Source organism: Stenotrophomonas acidaminiphila (assembly GCA_002951995.1).
Taxonomy (GTDB): domain Bacteria; phylum Pseudomonadota; class Gammaproteobacteria; order Xanthomonadales; family Xanthomonadaceae; genus Stenotrophomonas; species Stenotrophomonas acidaminiphila_A.
The window spans coordinates 2,101,887-2,123,419 of record CP019797.1; the positions used below are offsets into that span (position 1 = coordinate 2,101,887).

Genomic DNA, 21,533 nt, shown 5'->3' on the forward strand with positions numbered 1-21,533 from the left:
TCGTTATCCACGCGCCAGCTCGGCTGCGGCGCTCACCACGTCATTGTCGCCCGGAAGCACCAGCAGTGCGGCGCCGGCCAGCGGCGTGTAGGTGTCGGCGCCGGTCACCCGGCGCAGCGGCACGCCGCCGAAGCCGGCCTCGACCAGCGCGGTGATCACCCCTCGCCCACGCCGGCGCTGTGCCGGCCCTCGTCCAGCACGATGATGCGCCGGGCGCCGCTGGCCTGCTCGGCGATGTAGGCGGCGTTGAGCGGCACCAGCCAGCGCAGGTCCACCACCCGCACCTTCCAGCCCTGCGCCGCCTCGATGGCGCGCGCCGCGCGCAGCGCCATCGGCACGCCGTTGCCGTAGGTGAACACCACCAGGTCGTCGTTGCCCTCGCCGTAGACACGGCCCTGGCCCAGTTCCAGCGCCTGCTCCGGCGCCGGGTACGGGAACAGCCACTGGCCGTCGCCGGCCTCGTACAGGTCCTTGGCCATGTACAGCGCGATCGGCTCGAGGAACACGCACACCCGCCCGTCCACCCTGGACAGCGCCGCCAGCGTGCGCAGCATCATCGCCGCATCGTCGCCACGCGACGGGCAGCCGACCACCAGCCCGGGGATGTCGCGGATGGCGGTGATCGAATTGTCGTTGTGGAAATGGCCGCCGAAGCCCTTCTGGTAGCCCAGCCCGGCGATGCGGATCAGCATCGGGTTGCGGTACTGGTCGTTGGAGAAGAACTGCAGCGAGCAGGCTTCGCCGCGCACCTGGTCGATGGCGTTGTGCAGGTAGGCCAGGTACTGGATCTCCGGCACCGGCAGCATGCCCATGTTGGCGAAGCCCTGGGCCATGCCCAGGATCATGGTCTCGTCGAGCAGGGTATTGAACACCCGGCGCGGGCCGAACGCCTTGTGCAGGCCCTTGGTCACCGTGTAGACGCCGCCCTTCTGCGCCACGTCCTCGCCGAACAGCAGGGTGTCCGGGTACTTGCAGAACAGGTCGTGCAGGGCCTGGTTGATCTGGATGGCAAGGTGCCGCGGCGGCAGGTTCTCGGGCAGCGACGCCTCGCTGCCGAACACCTGCAGGCGGCGCTGCGCGTAGTCGGCGCGGGTCGCCTCGGCGCGCACCTGCTCCGGGGTGTACGGCGCCAGCGGCGCCATCACGTCCTTGAGCGAGGTCAGCCGCGGGCGCTGGTCAGCCTCCTCGGCGGCGGCGAAACAGCGCGCGCGGGTGCGCTCGTACAACGCCAGCACCTCGTCGGCGCTCATCACCCCGGACTCGACCGCGATCTGCGCCGAGCGCAGCAACGGGTCGCCCGCCTCCACCGCGCACAGTTCCTCCAGCGCGCGCCATTCGATCTCGAAGTCGGTGCCGGCGTGGCCCATGATGCGGGTGGTGCGCAGGTGCAGGAAGGTCGGCCGGCGGGTGCGCCGGCAATGCTCCACCGCGCGCTGCACGTCGGCGTAGCCGGCGGCCAGGTCCAGGCCGTCGGCGAAGAAGTAATCCAGGTCCGGGCGGTTGCGGAAGCTCTCGGCGATCCAGCCCCCGGGGGTCTTCACCGAGATGCCGATGCCATTGTCCTCGCACACGTACAGCACCGGCGCCGGCAGCTTCTGGTAGGCGGTCCACGACGCGGCGTTGAAGGCGGTCTGGGCGGTGGCATGGTTGGCCGAGGCGTCGCCGAAGGAACAGATGGCGATGCTGTCGCCCGGCACCGGCAGCTCCACCCCGAGGCGCTTGCCGGCCTCGATCGCCAGCGCCGTGCCCAGCGCCTTGGGCAGGTGCGAGGCGATGGTCGAGGTCTGCGGCAACACCCACAACGGCTTGCTGCCCCACACCTTGTGGCGGCCGCCGCTGGCCGGGTCCTCGGCGCTGGCGGCGAAGCTCAGCGCCGAGTCCATGATCGGGTCCATGCCCGGCAGCTTGCGGAAGCGCTCGGCCATGAAGCCGCCGGAACGGTAGTGCAGGAACGCCGGGTCGGTATGGCGGGTGGCGCGCGCCACCATGGCATTGCCTTCATGCCCGGAGGAGCCGATGGTGTAGAAGACCTTGTTCTGCACGCGCAGCACGCGCGCCATCAGGTCCAGGTGGCGGCTCACCAGCTGCGATTCGAACAGTTCGCGGAATCCGCGCGCGTCCAGCGCGCTGCCCGGCAGCACCGGCGCCCCGTCCTGCGGCGCACCGGCCGGCCCCTGCCCCAGCCCCCTCACGAATTCGATGAAATTGGTATCGCAGATCTCGGCGCGGTTCAGGCCCTTCATGCGGGCCGGAATGGGGTTGGGTACACGGGCGAACATCAGGCAGGACTCCACGGTGCAGACGGGTTGGGGAAAGGAAGGATCAGGGTGACGCGGCGAAGTTGCGCAGCACCTCCGGCGAGGGATCGGGCATGGCCACGAAGCCGGGCCGGGCGCGCAGCGCCTGCAGCCAGCGGCCGATGGCCGGATAGGAGGACAGTTCGATGCCGCCGTCGGCGGCGACCGCGGTATAGGCGAACAGCGCGATATCGGCGATGCCGTAGTCCGGCCCGGTGAACCAGGCGTGGCCGGTCAAGTGCTGCTCCATCACCGCCAGCGCCGCATGGCCGCGCTCGCGCAGCCGGGGCAGCTCCTGCCGCCGCGGCGAATCCGGTGGCGTCCAGCCCCGGATGAAACGCGCCACCGCGATGTATGGCTCATGGCTGTACTGCTCGAAGAACATCCACGAAAGCGCCTGCGCGCGCTGCCAGCCATCGGCCGGCAGGAACGGCGTGCCTTCGGCCAGCCAGAACAGGATGGCATTGGACTCGGTGAGCACGCGCCCGTCGCCGCGCTCCAGCAGCGGCACCTTGCCGTTCGGATTCAGCGCCAGGAAAGCGGCCGTGCGGGTCTGGCCGGCGGCACTGTCCACCTCGACCCAGCGATGGCGCGTGCCCAGCTGCGCCAGCAACAAACGGACCTTGTGGCAATTGCCCGAGGTGGACATGCCATACACCGTCAACGCAGCACCTGGATTGCTCAACGACACGATTCCCCACACCGCCGACTGGCAGGCGATCCTGCCATCTGACCGGAATCGGGGGCGGTTGGTAAAGCTGCGACCGCAGCAAAATCCACGCGCGGTCCAGGACCGCACCGCGGCGCCGCCGCCCTTCGCCGCAGGCTGCGCATGCGCCGGGCGGCCGCCGCGCGTGCCGGACCCGCGGCCGGCCACGATGGATACATCGGCAACGATGCGTCAGCGGCGGGCTTTCCAGGCCTCCCGCGGCTGTCCCCACACCTCGACGTCGACCTCGTGCGGGGGTGGCAGGCGGGCATGCCGCAGTACCCGCGCGCCCAGCTTGCGCGCCACCGCCTGCGAATTGCGGTTGTCCGGCGCGATGGTGTGGATCACCTGGTCCCAGCCCAGCACGTCGAACGCCCAGTCGATGGCCGCGCGCGCGGCCTCCGGCGCGTAGCCACGGCCCCACCGGTCCGGCACGATGCTCCAGCCCACCTCCGGTCCCGGCCAGCCGTGCGGCTGCCACGGGCCGGCGCGTCCGACCCAGCGCCCACTGTCCTTCTCGATCACCGAGAACATCGAATAGCCGAGCAGGTGCCAGCTGCCGGCCATGGTGGCCAAGCTGCGCCACGCCACCGACGGCGCCTGCACGCCGCCCAGGTGCTGCATCGGCAGCGGATCGGCGCAGAACGCGGCGAACGCGTCGAAATCCTCCGCGCACGGTGGCCGCAGCAGCAGCCGCTCGGTTTCCAGGCGCAGGTCGAAAATGCTCATCGCGGGCTCTCCATGTATCCGGCAGGCCACGCTACCACCGCGTGGCGCTCAGGCGGTCATGCGCCCGCTGACCGCGCCGTAGGCCAGGCGCACGGTCTCGAAGCCGTACTTGCGTTCCAGCCGGCGGACAATGAAATGGCCCCGCGCCATGTCCTGGTAGTAGCCGGTGAACAGGGTGTTCAAGGTGGCGCCGGCGACCGCGCCGAGCACCGGCACCGCCTGCGCGGCGAACTTCTCCGACACCACCACGCCAAAGCGGGCGGCGACCTTTTCCACGATCCGGGCCAGCCATTTGCCGGCTTCCTTCGGCCCCAGCCCCAGCAGCAGGCCGTGGCTGCCGCTGAGCGTGGTGCCGGCCAGCTCGGCCGACAGGTGCCGCATCAGCTCGGTGGTGAAGCCGCGTGCCAGGTAATAGCCGGTTTCGCTGGCGTCGTCGCCGCCCGAGTTGCCGCCCAGCGCGAATACCTCCAGGCACGCTTGGCGGGTGCCGAAGTCCTCCAGATCGAAGCCCTCGCTGCGGGCGATGTCGGCCACCGCGCGCATGATGATGGTGGTCGACAGCGGCAGCTCGATCACCAGTGCCGGCAGCCCGCCGGCACCGCCCAGCGCACCGGACGCGGCCGCCGCCAGCTTGTGCAGGCGCGGCGACGCCGGCTTGCCCGGCCGGGTGCGGTCCATGCTCCACAGCGCCGCCTGTGCGGCCTTGTGCAGCGCGGCCTCGGCCGCGCCCTGGATGCGCCTGGATACGCCCGCCGGCAGCCGGCGCACGGCGAACTCCAGCGGCGAGCCGACCAGGTTGGCCATGCGTGCACTGAGCGTTGGCGCTTCCAGCAGCGCCACCGCACGTCGCAGGTCGGCCATGTCCTGCGGGCTGTCGGCCAGGGTCGGCGCCAGTTCGCCCATCGCTCAGGCCGGTTCCGCCACGCCCGGCAGCCCGGCCAGCGCACCCATGTACTGGCGGTAGTGGCGCAGTTCGGCGATCGAATCGTGCACGTCGCTCAGCGCGGTGTGGCTGGAATTCTTGCCCACCCCGGCGGCGATGGCTGGCGCCCAGCGCCGGGCCAGTTCCTTGACCGTGGACACGTCCAGGTTGCGGTAATGGAAATAGCGCTCCAGGCGCGGCATCTGCCGGTGCAGGAAGCGGCGGTCCTGGCAGATGGAATTGCCGCACATCGGCGAGGCGCCGGCCTTGATCCAGTCCTGCAGGAAGGCGATGGTCCGCGCCTCGGCCTGGCCCAGGCTGACGTCGCTGTCGAGCACGCGCTGCCACAGGCCGGAACGGCGGTGCTGGTTGCGGTTCCATTCGTCCATCGCCTCCAGCGTCGCCAGCGGGTGGGCGATGGCGAACTCGGGGCCTTCGGCCAGCACGTTGAGCTGGGCATCGGTGACCACGGTGGCGATCTCGATGATCGAATCGTTGTCCGTGTCCAGCCCGGTCATCTCCAGATCGATCCAGATCAACCGGTCGTTGCCTGTGCTGTTGTCCGTCATGTGGCGCCTCGTGCAGGGGGCCGGCGGCGACGCCGGCCGTGTTGTCGGGCGCCCATGATACGCCGCGGGTTCACCGGGCCGGACGCCGGCCGGACGCTCAGCTGCCCTCGCCGGGCAGCAGCGGCCGGCCACGCTTGGCGCGGAAATAGTTGGTCAGGCGCAGGCTCGCCTCGCGCGCCAGCACGCCGCCGGCCACCTGCACGCGGTGGTTGTGGCGCGGGTCGCCCAGCAGGTCGAACACACTGCCGCAGGCGCCTGTCTTCGGATCGGTGGCGGCATACACCACCCGCGCCACCCGCGCGTGCACCAGTGCCATCGCGCACATCGCGCACGGCTCCAGCGTCACGTACAGGGTGCAGCCGACCAGCCGGTGGTTGCGCAGCCGTGCGCCGGCCTCGCGCATGGCCACGATCTCGGCATGCGCGCTGGGGTCGTGGCGGGCGATGTTGAGGTTCCAGCCCTCGCCCAGCAGCTGCCCGTCGGCGCCGACCAGCACCGCGCCCACCGGGATTTCGTCGAACTCGCGCTGCGCGCGTTCGGCCAGCGCCAGCGCATGCCGCATCCAGCGTTCGTCGGCCTGCGGATCGGGGCTGGTGGTGGCAGCGTTCATGCTGCCGCGTCCGCTGCGGTGGGCGCACCGGCGTGGCGCAGATGCACCAGCGGATATGCGCGCCCCTGCCCATCCAGCGGCGAGCGCCCGGTCTCGACGAAACCCAGGCGCGTGTAGAACGCCAGCGCCTGCGGGTTCTGCGCGTTGACGTCGGTACACAGGTGCGGGTGTTCGCGCAGCGCCTGCTCCACCAGCCGGCGTCCCAGCCCGCGGCCGTGCTGCGCCGGATCCACGAACAGCGCCTCCAGCTGGCCGCCCACGACCCACATGAAGGCCTGCGGCACATCGTCGGCGTCCACCGCCAGCCGCAGCGGCGCCGCGGGCAGCAATGCACTGACCTCGGCATCGAGGGCCTGGCGGTCGGCGGGGGCAAGGAAGTGATGCGTGGCATCGACGGCGCGACGCCAGATGTCGATGACCCGGGCGCCGTCTTGCGGGCGCGATGAACGCAGTGTCGGCATGGTTCGCAAGTCCGGAAAGAGCCCGCGACGGGGCCGGGGCCACATGCGCCCGGGTCGTCGGAATGGCGGGCAGAGTGGGATTCGAACCCACGGAAGGTTTGACCCTTCGCCGGTTTTCAAGACCGGTGCCTTAAACCGCTCGGCCATCTGCCCGTGACTGTCGTGCCGATGCCTGCGCACCGGCCAGGGGCGCGCATTCTCGCACGCCACCGGGGATTGTGCTCAACCGGCCTCGATCGCCAGCGCGCCCATGGTCGAGGCGCGGATCTTTTCCTTGGCGCGTTCGCAGGCGCCGCCGCAGTCCAGGCGCGAGGCCTCCAGCTGCGGCGGCAGGTGTTCGGCGAGGAAGTCGATGAACACCCGCACCGCCGGCAACAGCCCGCGGCGCGACGCGAACACGGCATGGCAGATGCCCTGCGGCAGCGACCAGTCCGGCAGCACCACTTCCAGTTCGCCGTTGCGCACCGCTTCGGCGCAGACCGTTTCCGGCAGCATGGTGATGCCGAAGCCGTCCTTGACCATGCTCTGCAGCAGCGGGAAATCGAAACCGGCCACTCGCGGCTGCAGGTCCACGCGGCTGACCACGCCGCCCGGGCCGTGCAGTTCCCAGCGCTGGCGCGCCTCGTCCTCGCTGATGCTCAGGGTGACGTGCTGGGCCAGGTCGTCGGGCGTCTTGGGGCGGCCGGCGCGGTCCAGGTACTTCGGGCTGGCGACCAGCAGCTCCTGCACCTGGCCGAAGCTGCGCATCACCAGGCTGCCGTCGTCGTCCAGCCGCGAGCGTACCCGCAGCGCCACGTCGTAGCCCTCGTTGATGATGTCCACGCGGCGGTTGCTGATGTTCAGCTGCAGCCGCACCTTGGGGTACTGCTCCAGGAACTTCGGCAGCAGCTTGGGCAGCTGCATCTGTGCCAGCGACACCGGCACGCTGGCACGCACCAGCCCGCGCGGCTCGGCACTGAGCCGGTCCACCACTTCGCGCGCGGCCTGCGCCTCGGCCAGCATGGTCTGCGCATGGCGGTGCACGCTCATGCCGACGTCGGTCACCGCGAAGCGGCGCGTCGAGCGCTGCAGCAGGCGCACGCCCAGGTCGGTTTCCAGCTGGCTGATGCGCCGGCTCAGGCGCGATTTGGGGATGCCCAGCGCACGCTCGGCGGCGGCAAAACCGCCATGGTCCACCACCATCGCGAAGTAGTAGAGGTCGTTGAGGTCCTGCATGGATTGATCCCACAACTGGAACGAATGGCGAGATTCAACCACCTTTGTCCTGATTTTACAAATCAGGCCTCAAACGGTCCTGTATGGGCGACCTTCCCACCTCCTGCCCGCCCCCGACAACGCAGAGGCCCGCATCGCTGCGGGCCTCCGGGAAGAACCACGACGACGGCTAGGTTCAGCCGATCCGCTCCACGCCGCCCATGTACGCGCGCAGCGCCTCGGGCACGGTGATCGAGCCATCCGCGTTCTGGTAGTTCTCCATGACCGCGATCATCGCCCGGCCCACCGCCACGCCGGAGCCGTTGAGGGTATGCACCAGCTCCGGCTTGCCGGTGGCGGGGTTGCGCCAGCGCGCCTGCATGCGCCGCGCCTGGAAATCGCCGCAGTTCGAGCACGAGGAGATCTCGCGATAGGTCTGCTGCGACGGCAGCCACACCTCCAGGTCGTAGGTCTTCACCGCCGAGAAACCCATGTCGCCGGTGCACAGCAGCATCTTGCGGTACGGCAGGCCCAGCTTCTGCAGCACGGCCTCGGCACAGGCGGTCATGCGCTGGTGCTCGGCGTCGCTTTCCTCGGGGCGGCAGACCGAGACCAGCTCGACCTTCTCGAACTGGTGCTGGCGGATCATGCCGCGCACGTCGCGGCCGCCGCTGCCGGCCTCGGAACGGAAGCACAGCGAGTGCGCGGTCATGCGCAGCGGCAGGCGCTCGGCCTCGACGATCTCGTCGCGCACGATGTTGGTCAGCGAGATCTCCGAGGTCGAGATCAGGTAACGCTTCTGCTCACCCAGGTGGGTGATGAACATGTCTTCCTCGAACTTGGGCAGCTGACCGGTGCCGTACAGGCTGTCGGCATTGACGATCACCGGCACGTTGGTTTCCTGGTACTCATGCGCGCCGCTGTGCAGGTCGAGCATGAACTGGGCCAGGGCACGGTGCAGGCGCGCGAGTGGACCGCGCAGCACGGTGAAGCGCGAACCGGACAGCTTGGCCGCGGTCTCGCCGTCGAGCCACTTGTTGCGGGCGCCCAGTTCGACGTGGTCGAGCACCGCGAAATCGAACGTGCGCGGCGTGCCCCAGCGCGACTGCTCGACGTTGTCGTTCTCGTCGGCCCCGGCCGGCACGTCATCGGCCGGCAGGTTCGGGATGCCCATCGAGATCGCCTCGATCCGCGCGCGCAGTTCGTCCAGCTGGACCTCCGAGGCTTTCAGCTCATCGGCGAAGGCGGCCACCTCGGCCATGATCGCCGACACGTCCTCGCCCCTGGCCTTGGCCTGGCCGATCGCCTTGGAGCGGCTGTTGCGCAGGTTCTGCAGTTCCTGGGTACGCACCTGGATGCGCTTGCGGTCGGCCTCCAGGGACTCGATCGCGGCCACGTCGAGTTCGAAGCCGCGCGTGTCGCGCAGGCGTTGCGCCAGTTCGGCGGGCTGCTGTCGGAGAAGGGCGGGATCGAGCATGGGGCGGCACTGTAAACGGATACGGAACGCGATTATCGCCCGAACCGCGCCGCTCTGCCGCGCGCCGCTGCGGTCCTGTGCCAGAATCCGATGGTCACCCTCCCGGTCACGCCCCCCGCACGCGCCGCCCATGCCCGCTTCCCGCTCCGACCATACCCCCGCCTTCGTGTTGCCGCACAACGCCCTGAAGGTCGCCGGCATCGCCTTCTGCGCCGGCCTGCTGCTGTTCGTGGTGGTGTGGTTGAACGCGCGCCGGCACAACGACGCCTACCCGGTCGATCCGGCGCAGCCGCAGGCCCAGGCCAATGCGGCCATGCCGTTGCCCGAGCCCTTGCCGGCCGGCACCGGCGCCAGCGACATGCCCGATGCGCGCCCGGAAGCGCCGGCCGAGGACGCGCCGCAGGTAGTGGAGACCGCGCCTGCGCCGCCGCAGCCGCTGCCCGAGACCCCGCTGGCCGCGGCGCCGGCCAACCCGGCCGCGCCACCCGCCGCCGCGGCGCCGGGCGACCGCCCGGTGCCACTGCCGGGGCAGAGTCCGCCGCCGTCCTATCCGCCGGCGGCGCTGCGCCGTGGCGAAAGCGGCACCGTGGTGGTGCGCGTCGAGGTCGATGCCAGCGGCACGCCGCTGGATGCGCGGATCATCCAGCGCAGCGGCTCGCGCGATCTCGACCGCGCGGCACTGGAGGCCGTGCGCGGTTGGCGCTTCCAGCCGGCGCAGAGCAACGGCCAGCCGATGGCCGGCAGCCTGGAAATTCCCTTCGACTTCCAGCCGGCGCAATAAGCTGAACGGTACCTGCGCCGCACGCTGAACTGTGGCGGACCCGTCGGCGCCGCATTGACGTTCTGCTGACACCTGCGCGGCGCGCATCGGGCCAGACTCCAGGCGTCACTGGACGCAGAAGGAGCCGACCATGAGTGCCACCCATGCCCATGAACTGAACAACGCCACGCAGAGCGGGCAGTCGCCCCGTCACGCGGTGTCGCCCGTCCTGTGGGTTGCCCTGCTGCTGGCGATCCTGCTCGGCGTGTTCGCCCTGGTGCGGCGCCACGCCGAGCCCACGCCGGCACTGCCGCCGGCCACCGGAACCGCGCCCATGGCAGCCGTACCGGCGGACGCGGCGCCGGCCGCGGCAACGCCGCTGAAGGCGCCTGCCGCCGGCGAGCGCAGGCCGGCCATGGCGCGCGACCACCAGGCGCGGCCGCTGGCTGGCAACCCTGCCCCCACCTACCCGCCGGCCGCGCTCCGCGCCGGCATTGAAGGCAGCGTGGTCGCCAGCCTGCAGGTCGACGCCCACGGCAAGGTCACCGATGCCAGCATCGTCGCGCACGATGGCCAGCGCAGCCGCGACCTTGATCGCGCGGTGCTGGACACGCTGCGCGGCTGGCGCTTCGAGCCGGCGGTGCGCGATGGCCGCGCGGTGGCGAGCGTGGTCCGGGTGCCGGTGGATTTCCGCACCGGCCGCTGATCGGCTCCGGTGCCACGGACACGGGCCGGCCGCGCCGCGCGGCCGGCCCGGTACGTCTATTTACCGCCCTCAGGCGGAGGTCAGCGCGAACCCCGCCTCGCGTGCCAGCCGGTCGTAGCCCGGGAACGAGGTGGCCACGTTGGCGACATCGTTGATCCGTACCTGCCCGCGGCTCAACTGGCCGGCGATGGAGAACGCCATGGCGATGCGGTGGTCGCCATGGCTTTCGATGGTGCCGCTGCCGAGCACGCCGGGATGGACGGTGGCGCCATCGTCGGTTTCGTCGACGCGCAGGCCCAGCGTGCGCAGCCCGGTCGCCATCGCCGCCAGGCGGTCCGATTCCTTCACCCGCAGCTCGGCGGCGCCGCTCACCACGGTGGGGCCGTCGGCCGCGGCGGCGGCAATGAACAGCGCGGGGAACTCGTCGATCATGTCCGGCACCAGCGCCTCGGGAATCCGGGCACCCTTGAGCGGCGCATGGCGCACGACCAGGTCCGCCACCGGCTCGCCGCCGTGCTCGGCAGGGTTCTCCTCGACGATGTCCGCGCCCATCAGCCGCAGCGCGGCCAGCAGGCCGGTGCGGCGCGGGTTGAGCCCCACCGAGCGCAACCGCACCTGCGAGCCGGGAATGACGCTGGCGGCGACGATGAAGAACGCGGCCGAGGAGAAATCCGCCGGCACCGCGATATCGGTGGCGCGCAGCCGCTGGCCACCGCGCAGGCGTGCCCGGCCCGGCTCGAAATCGATCTCCACGCCAAACGCGCGCAGCATCCGCTCGGTGTAGTCGCGGGTCGGGTGCGGCTCGACCACGGTGGTTTCGCCGCTGGCATACAGGCCGGCCAGCAGCAGCGCCGATTTCACCTGCGCGCTGGCCACCGGCAGCGCGTAGTCGATGCCGTGCAGCGGCTGGCCGCCGTGGATGCGCAGCGGCGGGGTGCCGTCGTCGCGGGTGTCGATGCGCGCCCCCATCTGCGCCAGCGGGCCGGTGACGCGGCGCATCGGCCGCCGCGACAACGATGCGTCGCCGACCAGCACGCTGTCGAACGACTGCGCCGCCAGCAGCCCGGCCAGCAGGCGCATGCCGGTACCGGCGTTGCCGCAGTCCAGTTCGCCGTCCGGCGTCTTCAGCCCATCGACGCCCACGCCATGGACGATGCGCCGCGACGGCGACGGGGTTTCGAAGCGCACGCCCATGCGCGCGAAGATCGCCGCGGTGGCGCGGGTGTCCTCGCCCTCGAGGAAGCCGTCGATGTGCGATACGCCGTCGGCCAGCGCGGCGAACATCACCGCGCGGTGCGATACCGATTTGTCGCCGGGAATGTCGAGCGTGCCCTGCAGGGGCTGGCCTTTGCTTGCGATCCAGTGGGGCTGGGAGGTCATGCGGGTCTCGTTGGTTGTGCGTCTGCCATGCCGGCGCAGGCCGCGCATGGTGTTGTCCATGCCGCCCTGGCCGGCAGTGGCGGTGCCAGGCGGCGGGCGGAAGGGGCGCGGAGTACCGTCCACGCGGCGGAGCGATGTCAGCTCACGGCACCGCGACCGGATAGGAACCCAGCACCTTGATCTGCGCCGAATGGGCCTCGAGTTCGGCCAGTGCCGCCTGCATCGAGGCGTCCTCGATATGCCCGGCCAGGTCGATGAAGAACGCGTATTCCCACTTGGCCTGGTGCGACGGGCGCGACTCGATCCGGTTCATGCTGATGCCGTGGCGCGCGAACGGGCTGAGCACGTCGAACAGGGCGCCGGGCTTGTCGTGGATGAACACCAGCACCGAGGTGCGGTCGTGGCCCGAGGAAGGGAAGAACCGGCGGCCGATCACCAGGAAGCGCGTGGTGTTGTCCGCGTCGTTCTGGATCGGCTTGGTGACCACCTTCTTCAGCCCGTACACGTGGCCGGCACTCTCACCGCCGATGGCCGCCGCGTCGTCGGCGTTGCGCGCGCGGCGCGCGCCCTCCGCGTTGCTGGACACCGGCACCTTCTCCGCCGCGGGCAGATTGGCGCGCAGCCAGGCCGAGGTCTGCATGAACGACTGCGGGTGCGCGTAGACCCGCTCGATGTCCTCCAGCCGGCCGCTGCGCGACATCAGGAACTGCTGCACGCGCAGCTCCACTTCACCGCAGATCTTGAGGCTGGAGGTCAGGAACATGTCCAAGGTGATCTGGATCGTGCCCTGCCCGGAGTTTTCCACCGGCACCACGCCGAAGTCGGCGTTGCCCGCTTCCACTTCCTGGAACACTTCCTCGATGCTGGCCAGCGGCAGGCCCAGCGCCGAGCGCCCGAAATGCTTGAGCACGGCCTGCTGGCTGAAGGTGCCCTCGGGGCCGAGGTAGCCGATCTTCAGTGGTTCCTGCTGCGCCAGGCAGGCGGACATGATCTCGCGGAACACGTGCACCAGCAGCTCGTCCGACAGCGGGCCTTCGTTGCGGTCGACCACCATGCGCAGCACCTGCGCCTCGCGCTCGGGCGGTAGTAGTCGACGGCGGCGGCGAGCTTGCCCTTGGCCTTGCCGACCTGGTGCGCGAACCGCGCGCGCTCGGCGATCAGCGACTGGATGCTGCGGTCGATCTGGTCGATCTTGGCGCGCACGTCGGCCAGCGCCGGCGGCGCGGCCGACGCTTCGGCGGCGCGCGCCGGCGGCTTGTCTGCGGGGGTCTTCTTCGGCTTTGCGGCCACGTTGCCTTCCTCGATGACGTCTGCTTTCCGCCGCCCGCGGGCGGCGGCCTGTGGGTTCAACCGTTGCGCTGCTGGAAGTCGCGCATGAACGCCGCCAGCGCCTGCGCGCCTTCCAGCGGCATGGCGTTGTACAGCGAGGCGCGGATGCCGCCGACCGCCTTGTGGCCCTTGAGCGCGAGCAGCCCGGCGGCCCTGGCCTCGGCGACGAAGCGCGCGTCCAGCTCGGCGCTGGACAGGAAGAACGGGATGTTCATGCGCGAGCGCACGGCCGGCGCCACCTGGTTGCGGTAGAAGCCGCCCGACTGGTCGATGGTGGCGTACACCAGCGCTGCCTTGGCGGCGTTGCGGCGCGCGAACTCGGCGGTGCCGCCCTGCGCCAGCATCCACTTCACGGTCAGGCCGAGCAGGTACCAGTTCCAGGTCGGCGGGGTGTTGAGCATGGAGTCGCGCGCGGCGTGCGAGCGGTAGTCGAAGATGTCCGCGCGCGGCTGCCCGGCGCGCTCGAGCAGGTCGCGGCGGATGATGACCACGGCGATGCCGACCGGGCCGAGGTTCTTCTGCGCGCCGGCGTAAATCACGCCGTAGCGCGTGACATCGATCGGCTCGGAGGCGATCGACGAACTGAAATCGGCCACCAGCGGCACCGCGCCCACGTCCGGTGCATCGCGGAATTCGACGCCATGGATGGTCTCGTTGGCGGTGATGTGCACGTAGGCCGCATCGGCGGACAGCCGCCACTGCGCGCGCGCGGGGATGTCGCGGAAGCCATCGGCCTCGCCGTCGGCGGCGATGTTCACGTCCACGTAGGGCCGCGCCTGCTTGACCGCGGTCTTGCCCCAGTGCCCGCTGACCACGTAGTCCACGCGCTGCCCCGGCGCGGCCAGGTTCAGCGGCAGCAGCGCCTGCTGGGTGGTCGCGCCGCCGCTCAGGAACAGCACGGCGTAGTCATCGGGAATGCCGACCAGGGTGCGCAGGTCGGCTTCGGCCTGCGCCGCCACCTGCATGAAGTCGGCGCTGCGGTGGCTGATCTCGACGATGGACGCGCCCACGCCGTTCCATTCCAACATTTCCGCCTGCGCCTGGCGCAGGACCGATTCCGGCAGCGTCGCGGGGCCGGCACTGAAATTGAACGCGCGCGTCATGTCACACCTGTCCGAGGGGAACCCCAAGTATGCCGCAGCGCAACAGGCTTTGGGGGCGCGGAAAAAGTTGCATCTGCAGCCAATTCGCGGGCCGCGCGTGGCGCGATGGCGCGGCCGCCATGCACGGCCACCGGGGTGGTTCAACGGGCGCCGAACAGCAGCAGTGCGCTGATCGCAGCACCCAGCAGCAGCGCGCTGAGCAGCAGCCAGGGCCAGCGCCGCGCGCGCGGCCGGGTGTCGTCCGTGGCGGTCTCCGGCTCCACGCCGGGGCTATCGGGGGCGGTGGAGAACGCGGCCGCGTGGACGTCCAGTGGCACTTCCAGCACGAAGCGCTGGTTGCCTTCGAACACCACCTGGTCGCCCCCCTGCAGCCAGCAGTGGCGGACCGCGATGCCGTTGACCCGGCATCCCTCCGGCGAACCGAGGTCGCGCAGCAGCACCCGGTCGCCATGGCGCTCGAACCGCGCCTGCCGCTCGGGAAAGGCCGGGTCGTCGATCACCACGTCGGCGCTGGCGTCGCGGCCGAGGGTGCGCGGCCGGTCGAGCGGGTAGCAGCGGCCGTGGTGGCGGCCACCGACGCCGCGCAGCAGCACGCGCAGGTCGTCGCCGTGGTCGCCGCCCGCGGCCGGCGGCTGGGCGACGGCTTCGCACTCGCCGCGCAGCAGCATCTCCACGCCGTCGGCATAGACCGAATCCCCGGCGCGCAGCAATGCCATGCGCCGCACCGGGCGGCCATTGACGTGGATGCCGCGGCTGCCGCTGGCCACCTGCAGCCAGACCCCGCGCTCGTCGGTGCAGAAGCGGGCCAGCAGCAACGGGCCGACGCTGTCGTCGCCCAGGCGGACCTGCCCGCTGGCATCGCGGACGATGCGCTGTACCCCCGGCGCTAGGGGCTGATCCGGTTGCTGGCGATTGCTGAAATGGACTTGCAGGGTGCGCACCGGCGGCAGCCTAGCAGGTTGGCAGAGCGTGCAGAAGCCGGACACGGGGCTTGGACTGTGGCGCGCCGGTCCGCACAATGCCGCACCCGCGTTCCACGCCCGATTGCCAGGAGCCCCGCATGTCCACCATCGATATCCGCCATGCCCACCCGCTGACCGACGAGCGGGCCCGCGACGCCATCGCCGAGGTCGCGCGGAAGCTGCAGGAGCGCTTCGATGTGAGTGCGCGCTGGGAGGGGGACAAACTGCATTTCGCCCGTTCCGGGGTCGACGGGGTGATCGAACTGTTGCCGGGCGCGGTCCGGGTCAAGGCCGAGCTCGGCTTCCTGTTGTCGGCCATGAAGGGCACGGTGGAATCGGAGATCCGGCGGGTGCTGTCCGAAAAGCTGGGCTGAACGGCCGCCGCGCGCGCCGCTTCCATCACGCCGCGCTTGCGCCGCCGGCGCTACGGTGGTCCCCGCTCGCCGCAAACGGAGGAACACCCGCAATGACTACCCATGAACACCGTAATCCGGGCCACGAGCCGGGCGCGACCGCGCAGGAGCGTGGCGCCCGCGGTGGCCGCACGCTGGGCGGCTCGGCGCAGCAGGTCTGGCTGGCCGGGCTTGGCGCGCTGTCGCGGGCCCAGGCCGGCGGCAGCCGGCTGTTCGAATCGCTGGTCCGCGAAGGCGAATCGATGGAGGCCCGCAGCCGCGAGGAATCGCCGCGCGGCGAAAGCCTGCGCGATTCCGTGGAGAACACCCTGGGCAACGCCCGCGAGCGCGCGGCCGGCACCTGGGACCGGGTCGAAAAATCGTTCGAGGACCGGGTGCAGCGGGTGCTGCGACGCATGGACATTCCCAGCCGCTCGGACATCGAGGCACTGAACGCACGCCTGGACGCGCTCAACGCGCGCCTGAACCGGGCCGAAGCGCAGGCCAGCACCCGGCCCTCCCCCGACCAAGCGTGATGTTGCAAAGCAACATCAACTGAGCAAGAATCCCTACACCCGCCAGCAGTACCGCGCCGTTTGTCTCCCTCCCCTCACGGCGCCGGATGGCGGGTTTTTTGTGCCCGTTCCCCAGGCCGCGGCGCCTGCCCTGCGCCGCAGCCGGCGCCAGCGCCGCGAACGGGGGAGCCGGCAGTGGCACGCTCAGCGCACGATCAGGTCGATCAGCCACTGCGCCTGCCGGTAGGGCGGCTTCAGCAGGTCGCCGCCACTGCGCCGCGCCTGCCACAGGATCGGCAGCTGCTTGCTCATCGCGTCGAAGCCGGCGCGGCCGTGGTAGGCGCCCATCCCGCTGGGCCCGATGCCACCGAACGGCAGGTCGTTGATGGCGAAATGGAACAGCGTGTCGTTGACACAGACGCCGCCGGCCAGGGTGGCCCCAGGATCCGCTCCACCTGCGCGCGGTCGTGGCTGAATGGGTATAGGGCCAGCGGCCGGTCGTGCGCGTTGACGTAGGCGATGGCCTCGTCCAGCGAGCGCACGCTGCGGATCGGAAACACCGGGCCGAAGATCTCTTCCTGCATCACCGTGGCGTCATCGCCCGGCTCCAGCACCAGCGTCGGCGGGAACAGCCGCTGCGCCGGATCGGCCTGGCCCAGTTCGATCACCTCCAGGCCACGGGCGCGGGCGTCGTCCACGTAGCCCTGCAGGCGCGCGTACTGGCCGGCGTTGATGATGCGGCTGTAGTCGTCGTTGCCGGCCAGGGCCTGGCCATAGCGCGCACGCACCTGCGCGCGCAGCGCCTGCACCAGCGCGTCGCGCCGCGCCGCGCCCACCAGCACGTAGTCCGGGGCGATGCAGGTCTGCCCGCCGTTGAACCATTTGCCGGTGGCCAGGCGCGCGGCGGCCAGCTCCAGCGGATAGTCGTCGCAGACGATCGCCGGCGATTTGCCGCCCAGTTCGAGGGTCAGCGGGGTCAGGTTCGGCGCGGCGGCCGCCATCACCTTGCGCCCGACCGCGGTGGACCCGGTGAACACCAGGTGGTCGAACGGCAGCGCGGCGAACGCGGCGGCGACCTCGGCCGCGCCCTCGGCGATGGCCACGCGCCCGTCCGGGAACACCTCGGCCAGCAGCTCGCGCAGGAACGCGCTGGTGCGCGGGGTGTGTTCGGAGGGCTTCAGGTAGACGTGGTTGCCGGCGGCGATGGCGGTCGCCAGCGGGATCAACGCCAGATTGACCGGGTAGTTCCACGGCGAGATCACGCCGACCACGCCGACCGGTTCGGCGCGGATCTCCGCGCGCGCCGGCAGGAACCGCCAGCCCACGCCGACCCGGCGCGGCTTCATCCAGCGGCGCAGGTGCCGGCGCAGGTGGTCGATCTCGTTGAGCACGGCCATGCCGTCGGCGATGCGCGACTCATGCAGCGAACGATGGCCGAAGTCGGCGGCGATGGCCTGCGCCATCGCGTCCAGCCGCCGTTTCAGGGCCTGGCGCAGGCGCAGCAGGTCGGCGCTGCGCTGCGCGCGATCCGGCTTGCGCGCCTGCCAGGCCGCGCGCAGGCGGTCCAGGGTGGGGCGCAGTTCGGCAATGGGCGTGGTGGTGGTGTCCATGGGCTCGAGTCTAGTGGCTGCGCCGCGACCGGCGCGAGCGGCGGTTGCATCGTGCGGCATGCCGGGGCTGCGGGGGGCCGCTGCCGCACCCGCGCCCCGGCCGGCTCAGAAGCGGTACATCAGTTCCATGCCGTAGAAGCGCGGCTCGCTGATGCCGGCCGCGGTGGTGCCGACCACCGTGGTGCCATAGGTATACAGGCCGTTGACATAGCGGTTGTCGAAGACGTTGTTGGCGTAGGCCGCCACGCTCCAGTGCGTGGACGGCGAGCGCCAGCGCAGGTACAGGTCGGTGCGGTTGCGCTCCTCGCCGATGCTGAAGGCCGGGTAGCGGCCGCAGTTGCCCTGGCTCAGCGAACCGGCGTTGCAGCGCGCGCTGCCGCCATACGCGTGGCGCGCCGACAGCGTCAGCTCGCCATGCGCGCCCAGCGGCACGGTGTAGGCGGCGCCAGCGGCGAAGGACAGGCTCGGCTCGCCGGTCGGCTGCCCGTCGAGGTCGATCCCCTCGGGGGTGACGTAGTTCTTGTAGGTCGAGTCGATCCACTCGGCGGCGACATCCACGCTCAGGCGGTCGCTGGCCTGCCAGCGCGCGCTGAAGTCGATGCCGCGCGCGGCCAGGTCGCTGGTGCTGACCACGTAGCGCGGGATCTCGGACGTCGTGTCCAGGCGGATCGCCTGGCGGTTGTCGTAGACATAGTGGAACACCGACGCCTCGTACTGGATGCGCAGGTCGCGCAGGTCGCGCTTGATGCCGGCCTCGAAGTTCCACACGCTTTCGTTGGCGAAGCTGGCCCCCGGCGAGAACGCGTTGTAGCCACCGGCCTTGTAGCCCTTGGCCACCGAGGCGAACAGCATGGTGTCGTCCGACGGGTGATAGTCGACGACCAGCCGCGGGCTCCAGTCGCTCCAGGCGTGGCGGGCGCGGTTGGTCACGCCCTTGTTGGCCATCGACACGGGGTCGCTGAACGCCAGGTCGAAGCCCGCCAGGAACGCCGCGTCGATCGCGATCAGGCCATCGCCATCCCCGTCCAGGGCGCACAGGCCCAGCACCGCGCAGGGCAGCGGCTGCGGCAGCACGCCGTACTGCTCCAGGGTCTGCAGCGCCTGGTTGAGGGCGTCGGCGCGGTGGTGGTCGTTGAACCAGGTAAAGGCCTTGCGGTCGCGCGTATAGCGCAGGCCCAGGGTCAGGTTGAGGGAGTCGGTGGCATGCCAGATCACGTCACCGAACACCGCGTAAGCGGTCGAATCGACGGTGTTGTCGTAGGCTTCGCGCCACGGATGGCCGAACAGCTGCACCGGGATGCCGTAGTAGTCGGCCGCGTCCTGCAGCATGCCGAACAGGGGCAGGCCGTACAGTCCGGCGGCAGCGGTGTTGATGCTGTCGCTGGTCAGGTCGACCACGCTGGACTGGCTGGCCTTTTCCTGGAACCAGCTGGTGCCGGCCACCCAGTCCAGTCGCCCGCGGGTGCCGCTGAACTTGAACTCCTGGTACCAGGTGGTGTTGTCCTCGATGTTGATGGTGTCCAGGTACAGCTCGCGGCGGCGGGTGCCGTCTTCCTCGGCGCGGTTGTAGGTGTCGAAGCTGCGCCAGGCGCTGGTCGACACCAGGTGGCCCCATTCGAACGCGTGGTCCAGGATCAGCGTCGCGCCATCGAAGGTGCGGGTTTCGTTGTTGTCCACCACGTCGGTGTAGGCGGCGTGGCCGACCGGGTCCTGGTAGCCGGCCGGGTCGGCGGGCACCGGTGGCACGCCCGGCGCCGGCGGCAGCGCGACGATGCCGATCGCCGGGCGCGAGCGCTGGTCCAGGTCCTCGTGGTCCCAGCTCAGCAGCATCTGCGTGTTGTCGCCGATGTCCCAGCGCAACGCCGCGCGTGTGGCCCAGTTGCGGCCGTCGTCCAGCGGCCGGCCGGTGGCGGCGTCCCTGATCCAGCCGTCGCTGCGGCTATCCATGGCATTGAGGCGGAAGGCCACGGTGTCGCCGGCCGGCAGGTTGAGCATGCCATCGACGTACTGCTTGCCATGGTTGCCGAGGCGTACCCGCGCGCGGCCTTCAGGCGTGTCGCCCGGGCGCTTGGTCACGATGGACACCGCGCCGGCGGCGGTGTTGCGACCGAACAGGGTGCCCTGCGGCCCCTTCAGCACCTCGATGCGTTCCACGTCCAGGAACGGCAGCACGGTGCCGCCGCCGCGGCCGGCATAGACGCCGTCGACATAGACGCCGACCGTGGGGTCGGTGCCGATGCCGAAGTCGCCGGTACTCAGCCCGCGCAGCTTGAAACTGGCCTGGGTCGGCTGGTCGTCGCTGATCGACAGCCCGGGGACGAAGCTGTCCAGGTCGCCCAGGTTCTCGGCCATGGTCTGTTCGATGACGTTTTCGCCGACGACCTGCAGGGCGATGGGGACGTCCTTGAGCTCCTGCTCGCGGCTCTGCGCGGTGACCACGATCCGGTCCAGCTCGACCGCCTCCGGCGGCGCCGGCGGCGCCGGCGGCGGATGCTGCGCCTGCGCCTGCACGGCCAGCGCCGGCGTGGCCAGCAACGAGGTCAGCAGCGCCCTGCGGACGCCGCGCGACAATCTGTTGTACGTCATCGCGTTCCCCTTTCCCATGTGAGTTGCCCCCTTGCGACCCGGGACGCGGCACGGCCAGCACCGCCGGTTCCCGGTGTGTGCCCCGTCCGGCGCTAGGCGCCGCAGTCCTGCGCGGCCATCGCCGCGATCCACTGCCGTATCAGCGCCACGCCCTCCTCGTGGACAAGCGCGCGCCCCAGTTCCGGCATCATCACGCCCGGGTCGGTGCTTTCCATCCGGTACGTCAGGATCGAATCGTCCGGCGCGCCGGGCACGATGTCCCAGGCCCGGTTGCCGGTGCCCTGCCCCGCGGCGATCGGCAGTTTGCAGCGGCCGATGCGCAGCGGATCGTGGGTGTTGGCGTCCAGCCACATGCCCGAGGTGCGGGCCGCGCCCTTGTCGCTGTGGCAGTGCCCGCAGTTGATGTCCAGGTACGCGCGGGCGCGCGCTTCCAGCGGCGCCTGCGGGTCGTTCCAGGCAACGTTGCGCGGCAGCGTGCCGGCCGGCACGTCGACCAGCTGGCCGAGCGCCTGCCAGTGCCGCAGCTGGTTGGCCTTGCCGGAGGCGTAGGCGAAGTCGTGGTTCAAATGCCGCGCCTTCGGCCCGATCGGGGAAAGCTGCCTGGACCTGAGGTCGGTGCCGTGGCAGCCGGCGCACTGGTTCTCGTCCGGCACCAGGTAATCCAGCTGCTGCCGCCGGCCATCCGCACCGGCCAGGGTCAGCGGCACCAGGTCGCCGGTGCGCATCAGCCGCGCCTCGGTCTGCGCGTCGTTCCACACATAGGGCAATGCCAGCCAGCCCGAGGCACGGCGCACCAGCAGCCGCGTCTCCACCAGCCGCACCCTGTCCAGCGTCAGCCCGCCGTCGGGCTCGGCGCCGGTGTCGGCGCTGCGCAGCACGGTGCCGTCATCGCCACGCGGGTAGTAGAACGTCTTGCTGATGATGGTGCCGACCGGGAAATCCAGCGCCCCGTCCGGCTGGTAGCGCGCGGCGGCGCCCGCCGGCATCCACACCGTGCGCAGCTTGTGCGCGTAGTCGGTGAACAGCGCCGAATCCAGGTCGTACGGCAGCACCCGCGCGTTGAGCCGCAGCCGGCCATCGGCCACGTACAGCACGTTCCACTCGGCCAGGCGCTCGGGCTGGCCGTCGACGAAGAAGCGTACCGGCTCCGGCGCCGGGGCGCGGGCGCAACCCGCCAGCAGCAGTGCGGCCAGCGCCAGCAGCGGGCGATGCAACGGCATGC

Annotated in this window: 17 protein-coding genes, 1 tRNA gene and 3 pseudogenes; 4 read left to right on the forward strand and 17 right to left on the reverse strand. The window is 70.9% G+C overall.

Going from position 1 to position 21,533, the window contains the following annotated elements:
* Positions 1-3 precede the first annotated feature (3 nt).
* From B1L07_09430 to B1L07_09475, 10 genes and pseudogenes are all read right to left on the reverse strand, one after another.
* A pseudogene (locus B1L07_09430) lies at positions 4-2,279 on the reverse strand (MFS transporter).
* A 43-nt stretch (positions 2,280-2,322) separates the two neighbouring features.
* Positions 2,323-2,982, reverse strand: coding sequence for a glutathione S-transferase (locus B1L07_09435; protein ID AUZ55273.1), 660 nt, complete (start codon positions 2,980-2,982; stop codon positions 2,323-2,325).
* A gap of 216 nt (positions 2,983-3,198) precedes the next feature.
* Positions 3,199-3,735 carry a GNAT family N-acetyltransferase gene (locus B1L07_09440; GenBank protein AUZ55274.1) on the reverse strand — a complete coding sequence of 179 codons (537 nt, stop codon included), beginning with the start codon at positions 3,733-3,735 and terminating at the stop codon, positions 3,199-3,201.
* A 48-nt stretch (positions 3,736-3,783) separates the two neighbouring features.
* Positions 3,784-4,638, reverse strand: coding sequence for a peptidase (locus B1L07_09445; protein ID AUZ55275.1), 855 nt, complete (start codon positions 4,636-4,638; stop codon positions 3,784-3,786).
* A 3-nt stretch (positions 4,639-4,641) separates the two neighbouring features.
* Positions 4,642-5,226: an oligoribonuclease gene (locus B1L07_09450; GenBank protein AUZ55276.1), complete on the reverse strand. Its 585-nt coding sequence runs from the start codon at positions 5,224-5,226 to the stop codon at positions 4,642-4,644.
* Between the two features lie 97 nt (positions 5,227-5,323).
* Positions 5,324-5,836 (reverse strand): tRNA adenosine(34) deaminase TadA, encoded by a 513-nt coding sequence (locus tag B1L07_09455; GenBank protein AUZ55277.1) that lies wholly within the window; start codon positions 5,834-5,836, stop codon positions 5,324-5,326.
* Complete coding sequence (locus B1L07_09460; GenBank protein AUZ55278.1) at positions 5,833-6,297, reverse strand: acetyltransferase; 465 nt, start codon at positions 6,295-6,297, stop codon at positions 5,833-5,835. Before B1L07_09460 ends, B1L07_09455 begins: the two co-directional genes overlap by 4 nt.
* Positions 6,298-6,360: 63 nt before the next feature.
* A tRNA-Ser gene (locus tag B1L07_09465) sits at positions 6,361-6,450 on the reverse strand.
* A gap of 69 nt (positions 6,451-6,519) precedes the next feature.
* The gene (locus B1L07_09470) at positions 6,520-7,512 is read right to left on the reverse strand and encodes a LysR family transcriptional regulator (GenBank protein AUZ55279.1); all 993 of its coding nucleotides are present in this window, start codon (positions 7,510-7,512) and stop codon (positions 6,520-6,522) included.
* A gap of 175 nt (positions 7,513-7,687) precedes the next feature.
* The gene (locus tag B1L07_09475) at positions 7,688-8,968 is read right to left on the reverse strand and encodes a serine--tRNA ligase (GenBank protein AUZ55280.1); all 1,281 of its coding nucleotides are present in this window, start codon (positions 8,966-8,968) and stop codon (positions 7,688-7,690) included.
* A gap of 130 nt (positions 8,969-9,098) precedes the next feature.
* On the opposite strand from B1L07_09475, the gene B1L07_09480 reads away from it, so the two are divergent.
* A complete protein-coding gene (locus tag B1L07_09480) occupies positions 9,099-9,749 on the forward strand; it encodes an energy transducer TonB (protein ID AUZ55281.1) in 651 nt (216 codons plus the stop codon).
* A 130-nt stretch (positions 9,750-9,879) separates the two neighbouring features.
* A complete protein-coding gene (locus tag B1L07_09485; GenBank protein AUZ55282.1) occupies positions 9,880-10,434 on the forward strand; it encodes a hypothetical protein in 555 nt (184 codons plus the stop codon).
* Between the two features lie 69 nt (positions 10,435-10,503).
* Here B1L07_09485 and B1L07_09490 read toward each other — a convergent pair whose 3' ends face one another.
* The 4 genes and pseudogenes from B1L07_09490 to B1L07_09505 all read right to left on the reverse strand — a co-directional run bounded on the left by B1L07_09490 (position 10,504) and on the right by B1L07_09505 (position 15,187).
* On the reverse strand, positions 10,504-11,814 hold the full coding sequence (locus tag B1L07_09490; GenBank protein ID AUZ56536.1) for a 3-phosphoshikimate 1-carboxyvinyltransferase: 1,311 nt from the start codon (positions 11,812-11,814) through the stop codon (positions 10,504-10,506).
* A gap of 142 nt (positions 11,815-11,956) precedes the next feature.
* A pseudogene (locus tag B1L07_09495) lies at positions 11,957-13,104 on the reverse strand (chorismate mutase).
* Between the two features lie 56 nt (positions 13,105-13,160).
* A complete protein-coding gene (locus B1L07_09500) occupies positions 13,161-14,246 on the reverse strand; it encodes a phosphoserine transaminase (GenBank protein AUZ55283.1) in 1,086 nt (361 codons plus the stop codon).
* A 140-nt stretch (positions 14,247-14,386) separates the two neighbouring features.
* Positions 14,387-15,187, reverse strand: a complete 801-nt coding sequence (locus B1L07_09505) for a hypothetical protein (protein AUZ55284.1) — start codon at positions 15,185-15,187, stop codon at positions 14,387-14,389.
* 119 nt (positions 15,188-15,306) lie between these two features.
* Here B1L07_09505 and B1L07_09510 point away from each other — a divergent pair, with 119 nt between their 5' ends.
* Positions 15,307-15,582, forward strand: coding sequence for a polyhydroxyalkanoic acid synthase (locus B1L07_09510; protein AUZ55285.1), 276 nt, complete (start codon positions 15,307-15,309; stop codon positions 15,580-15,582).
* Between the two features lie 92 nt (positions 15,583-15,674).
* Positions 15,675-16,136 (forward strand): hypothetical protein, encoded by a 462-nt coding sequence (locus tag B1L07_09515; GenBank protein ID AUZ55286.1) that lies wholly within the window; start codon positions 15,675-15,677, stop codon positions 16,134-16,136.
* A 183-nt stretch (positions 16,137-16,319) separates the two neighbouring features.
* On the opposite strand, the pseudogene B1L07_09520 reads toward B1L07_09515, so the two are convergent.
* The 3 genes and pseudogenes from B1L07_09520 to B1L07_09530 form a co-directional block, all read right to left on the reverse strand.
* Positions 16,320-17,725 (reverse strand): annotated as a pseudogene (locus B1L07_09520) (coniferyl aldehyde dehydrogenase).
* Between the two features lie 105 nt (positions 17,726-17,830).
* Entirely contained in the window at positions 17,831-20,311 is a 2,481-nt protein-coding gene (locus B1L07_09525) for a hypothetical protein (GenBank protein ID AUZ55287.1), read from the reverse strand.
* 92 nt (positions 20,312-20,403) lie between these two features.
* Positions 20,404-21,531 (reverse strand): hypothetical protein, encoded by a 1,128-nt coding sequence (locus tag B1L07_09530; protein ID AUZ55288.1) that lies wholly within the window; start codon positions 21,529-21,531, stop codon positions 20,404-20,406.
* Between the last annotated feature and the right edge of the window lie 2 nt (positions 21,532-21,533).

Coding starts and splice junctions, on each gene's coding strand:
- B1L07_09440 (AUZ55274.1), bottom strand. CDS start 3,735: ATGAGCATTTTCGACCTGCGCCTGGAAACCGAGCGGCTGCTGCTGCGG.
- B1L07_09445 (AUZ55275.1), bottom strand. CDS start 4,638: ATGGGCGAACTGGCGCCGACCCTGGCCGACAGCCCGCAGGACATGGCC.
- B1L07_09450 (AUZ55276.1), bottom strand. CDS start 5,226: ATGACGGACAACAGCACAGGCAACGACCGGTTGATCTGGATCGATCTG.
- B1L07_09455 (AUZ55277.1), bottom strand. CDS start 5,836: ATGAACGCTGCCACCACCAGCCCCGATCCGCAGGCCGACGAACGCTGG.
- B1L07_09460 (AUZ55278.1), bottom strand. CDS start 6,297: ATGCCGACACTGCGTTCATCGCGCCCGCAAGACGGCGCCCGGGTCATC.
- B1L07_09470 (AUZ55279.1), bottom strand. CDS start 7,512: ATGCAGGACCTCAACGACCTCTACTACTTCGCGATGGTGGTGGACCAT.
- B1L07_09475 (AUZ55280.1), bottom strand. CDS start 8,968: ATGCTCGATCCCGCCCTTCTCCGACAGCAGCCCGCCGAACTGGCGCAA.
- B1L07_09480 (AUZ55281.1), top strand. CDS start 9,099: ATGCCCGCTTCCCGCTCCGACCATACCCCCGCCTTCGTGTTGCCGCAC.
- B1L07_09485 (AUZ55282.1), top strand. CDS start 9,880: ATGAGTGCCACCCATGCCCATGAACTGAACAACGCCACGCAGAGCGGG.
- B1L07_09490 (AUZ56536.1), bottom strand. CDS start 11,814: ATGACCTCCCAGCCCCACTGGATCGCAAGCAAAGGCCAGCCCCTGCAG.
- B1L07_09500 (AUZ55283.1), bottom strand. CDS start 14,246: ATGACGCGCGCGTTCAATTTCAGTGCCGGCCCCGCGACGCTGCCGGAA.
- B1L07_09510 (AUZ55285.1), top strand. CDS start 15,307: ATGTCCACCATCGATATCCGCCATGCCCACCCGCTGACCGACGAGCGG.
- B1L07_09515 (AUZ55286.1), top strand. CDS start 15,675: ATGACTACCCATGAACACCGTAATCCGGGCCACGAGCCGGGCGCGACC.
- B1L07_09525 (AUZ55287.1), bottom strand. CDS start 20,311: ATGACGTACAACAGATTGTCGCGCGGCGTCCGCAGGGCGCTGCTGACC.
- B1L07_09530 (AUZ55288.1), bottom strand. CDS start 21,531: ATGCCGTTGCATCGCCCGCTGCTGGCGCTGGCCGCACTGCTGCTGGCG.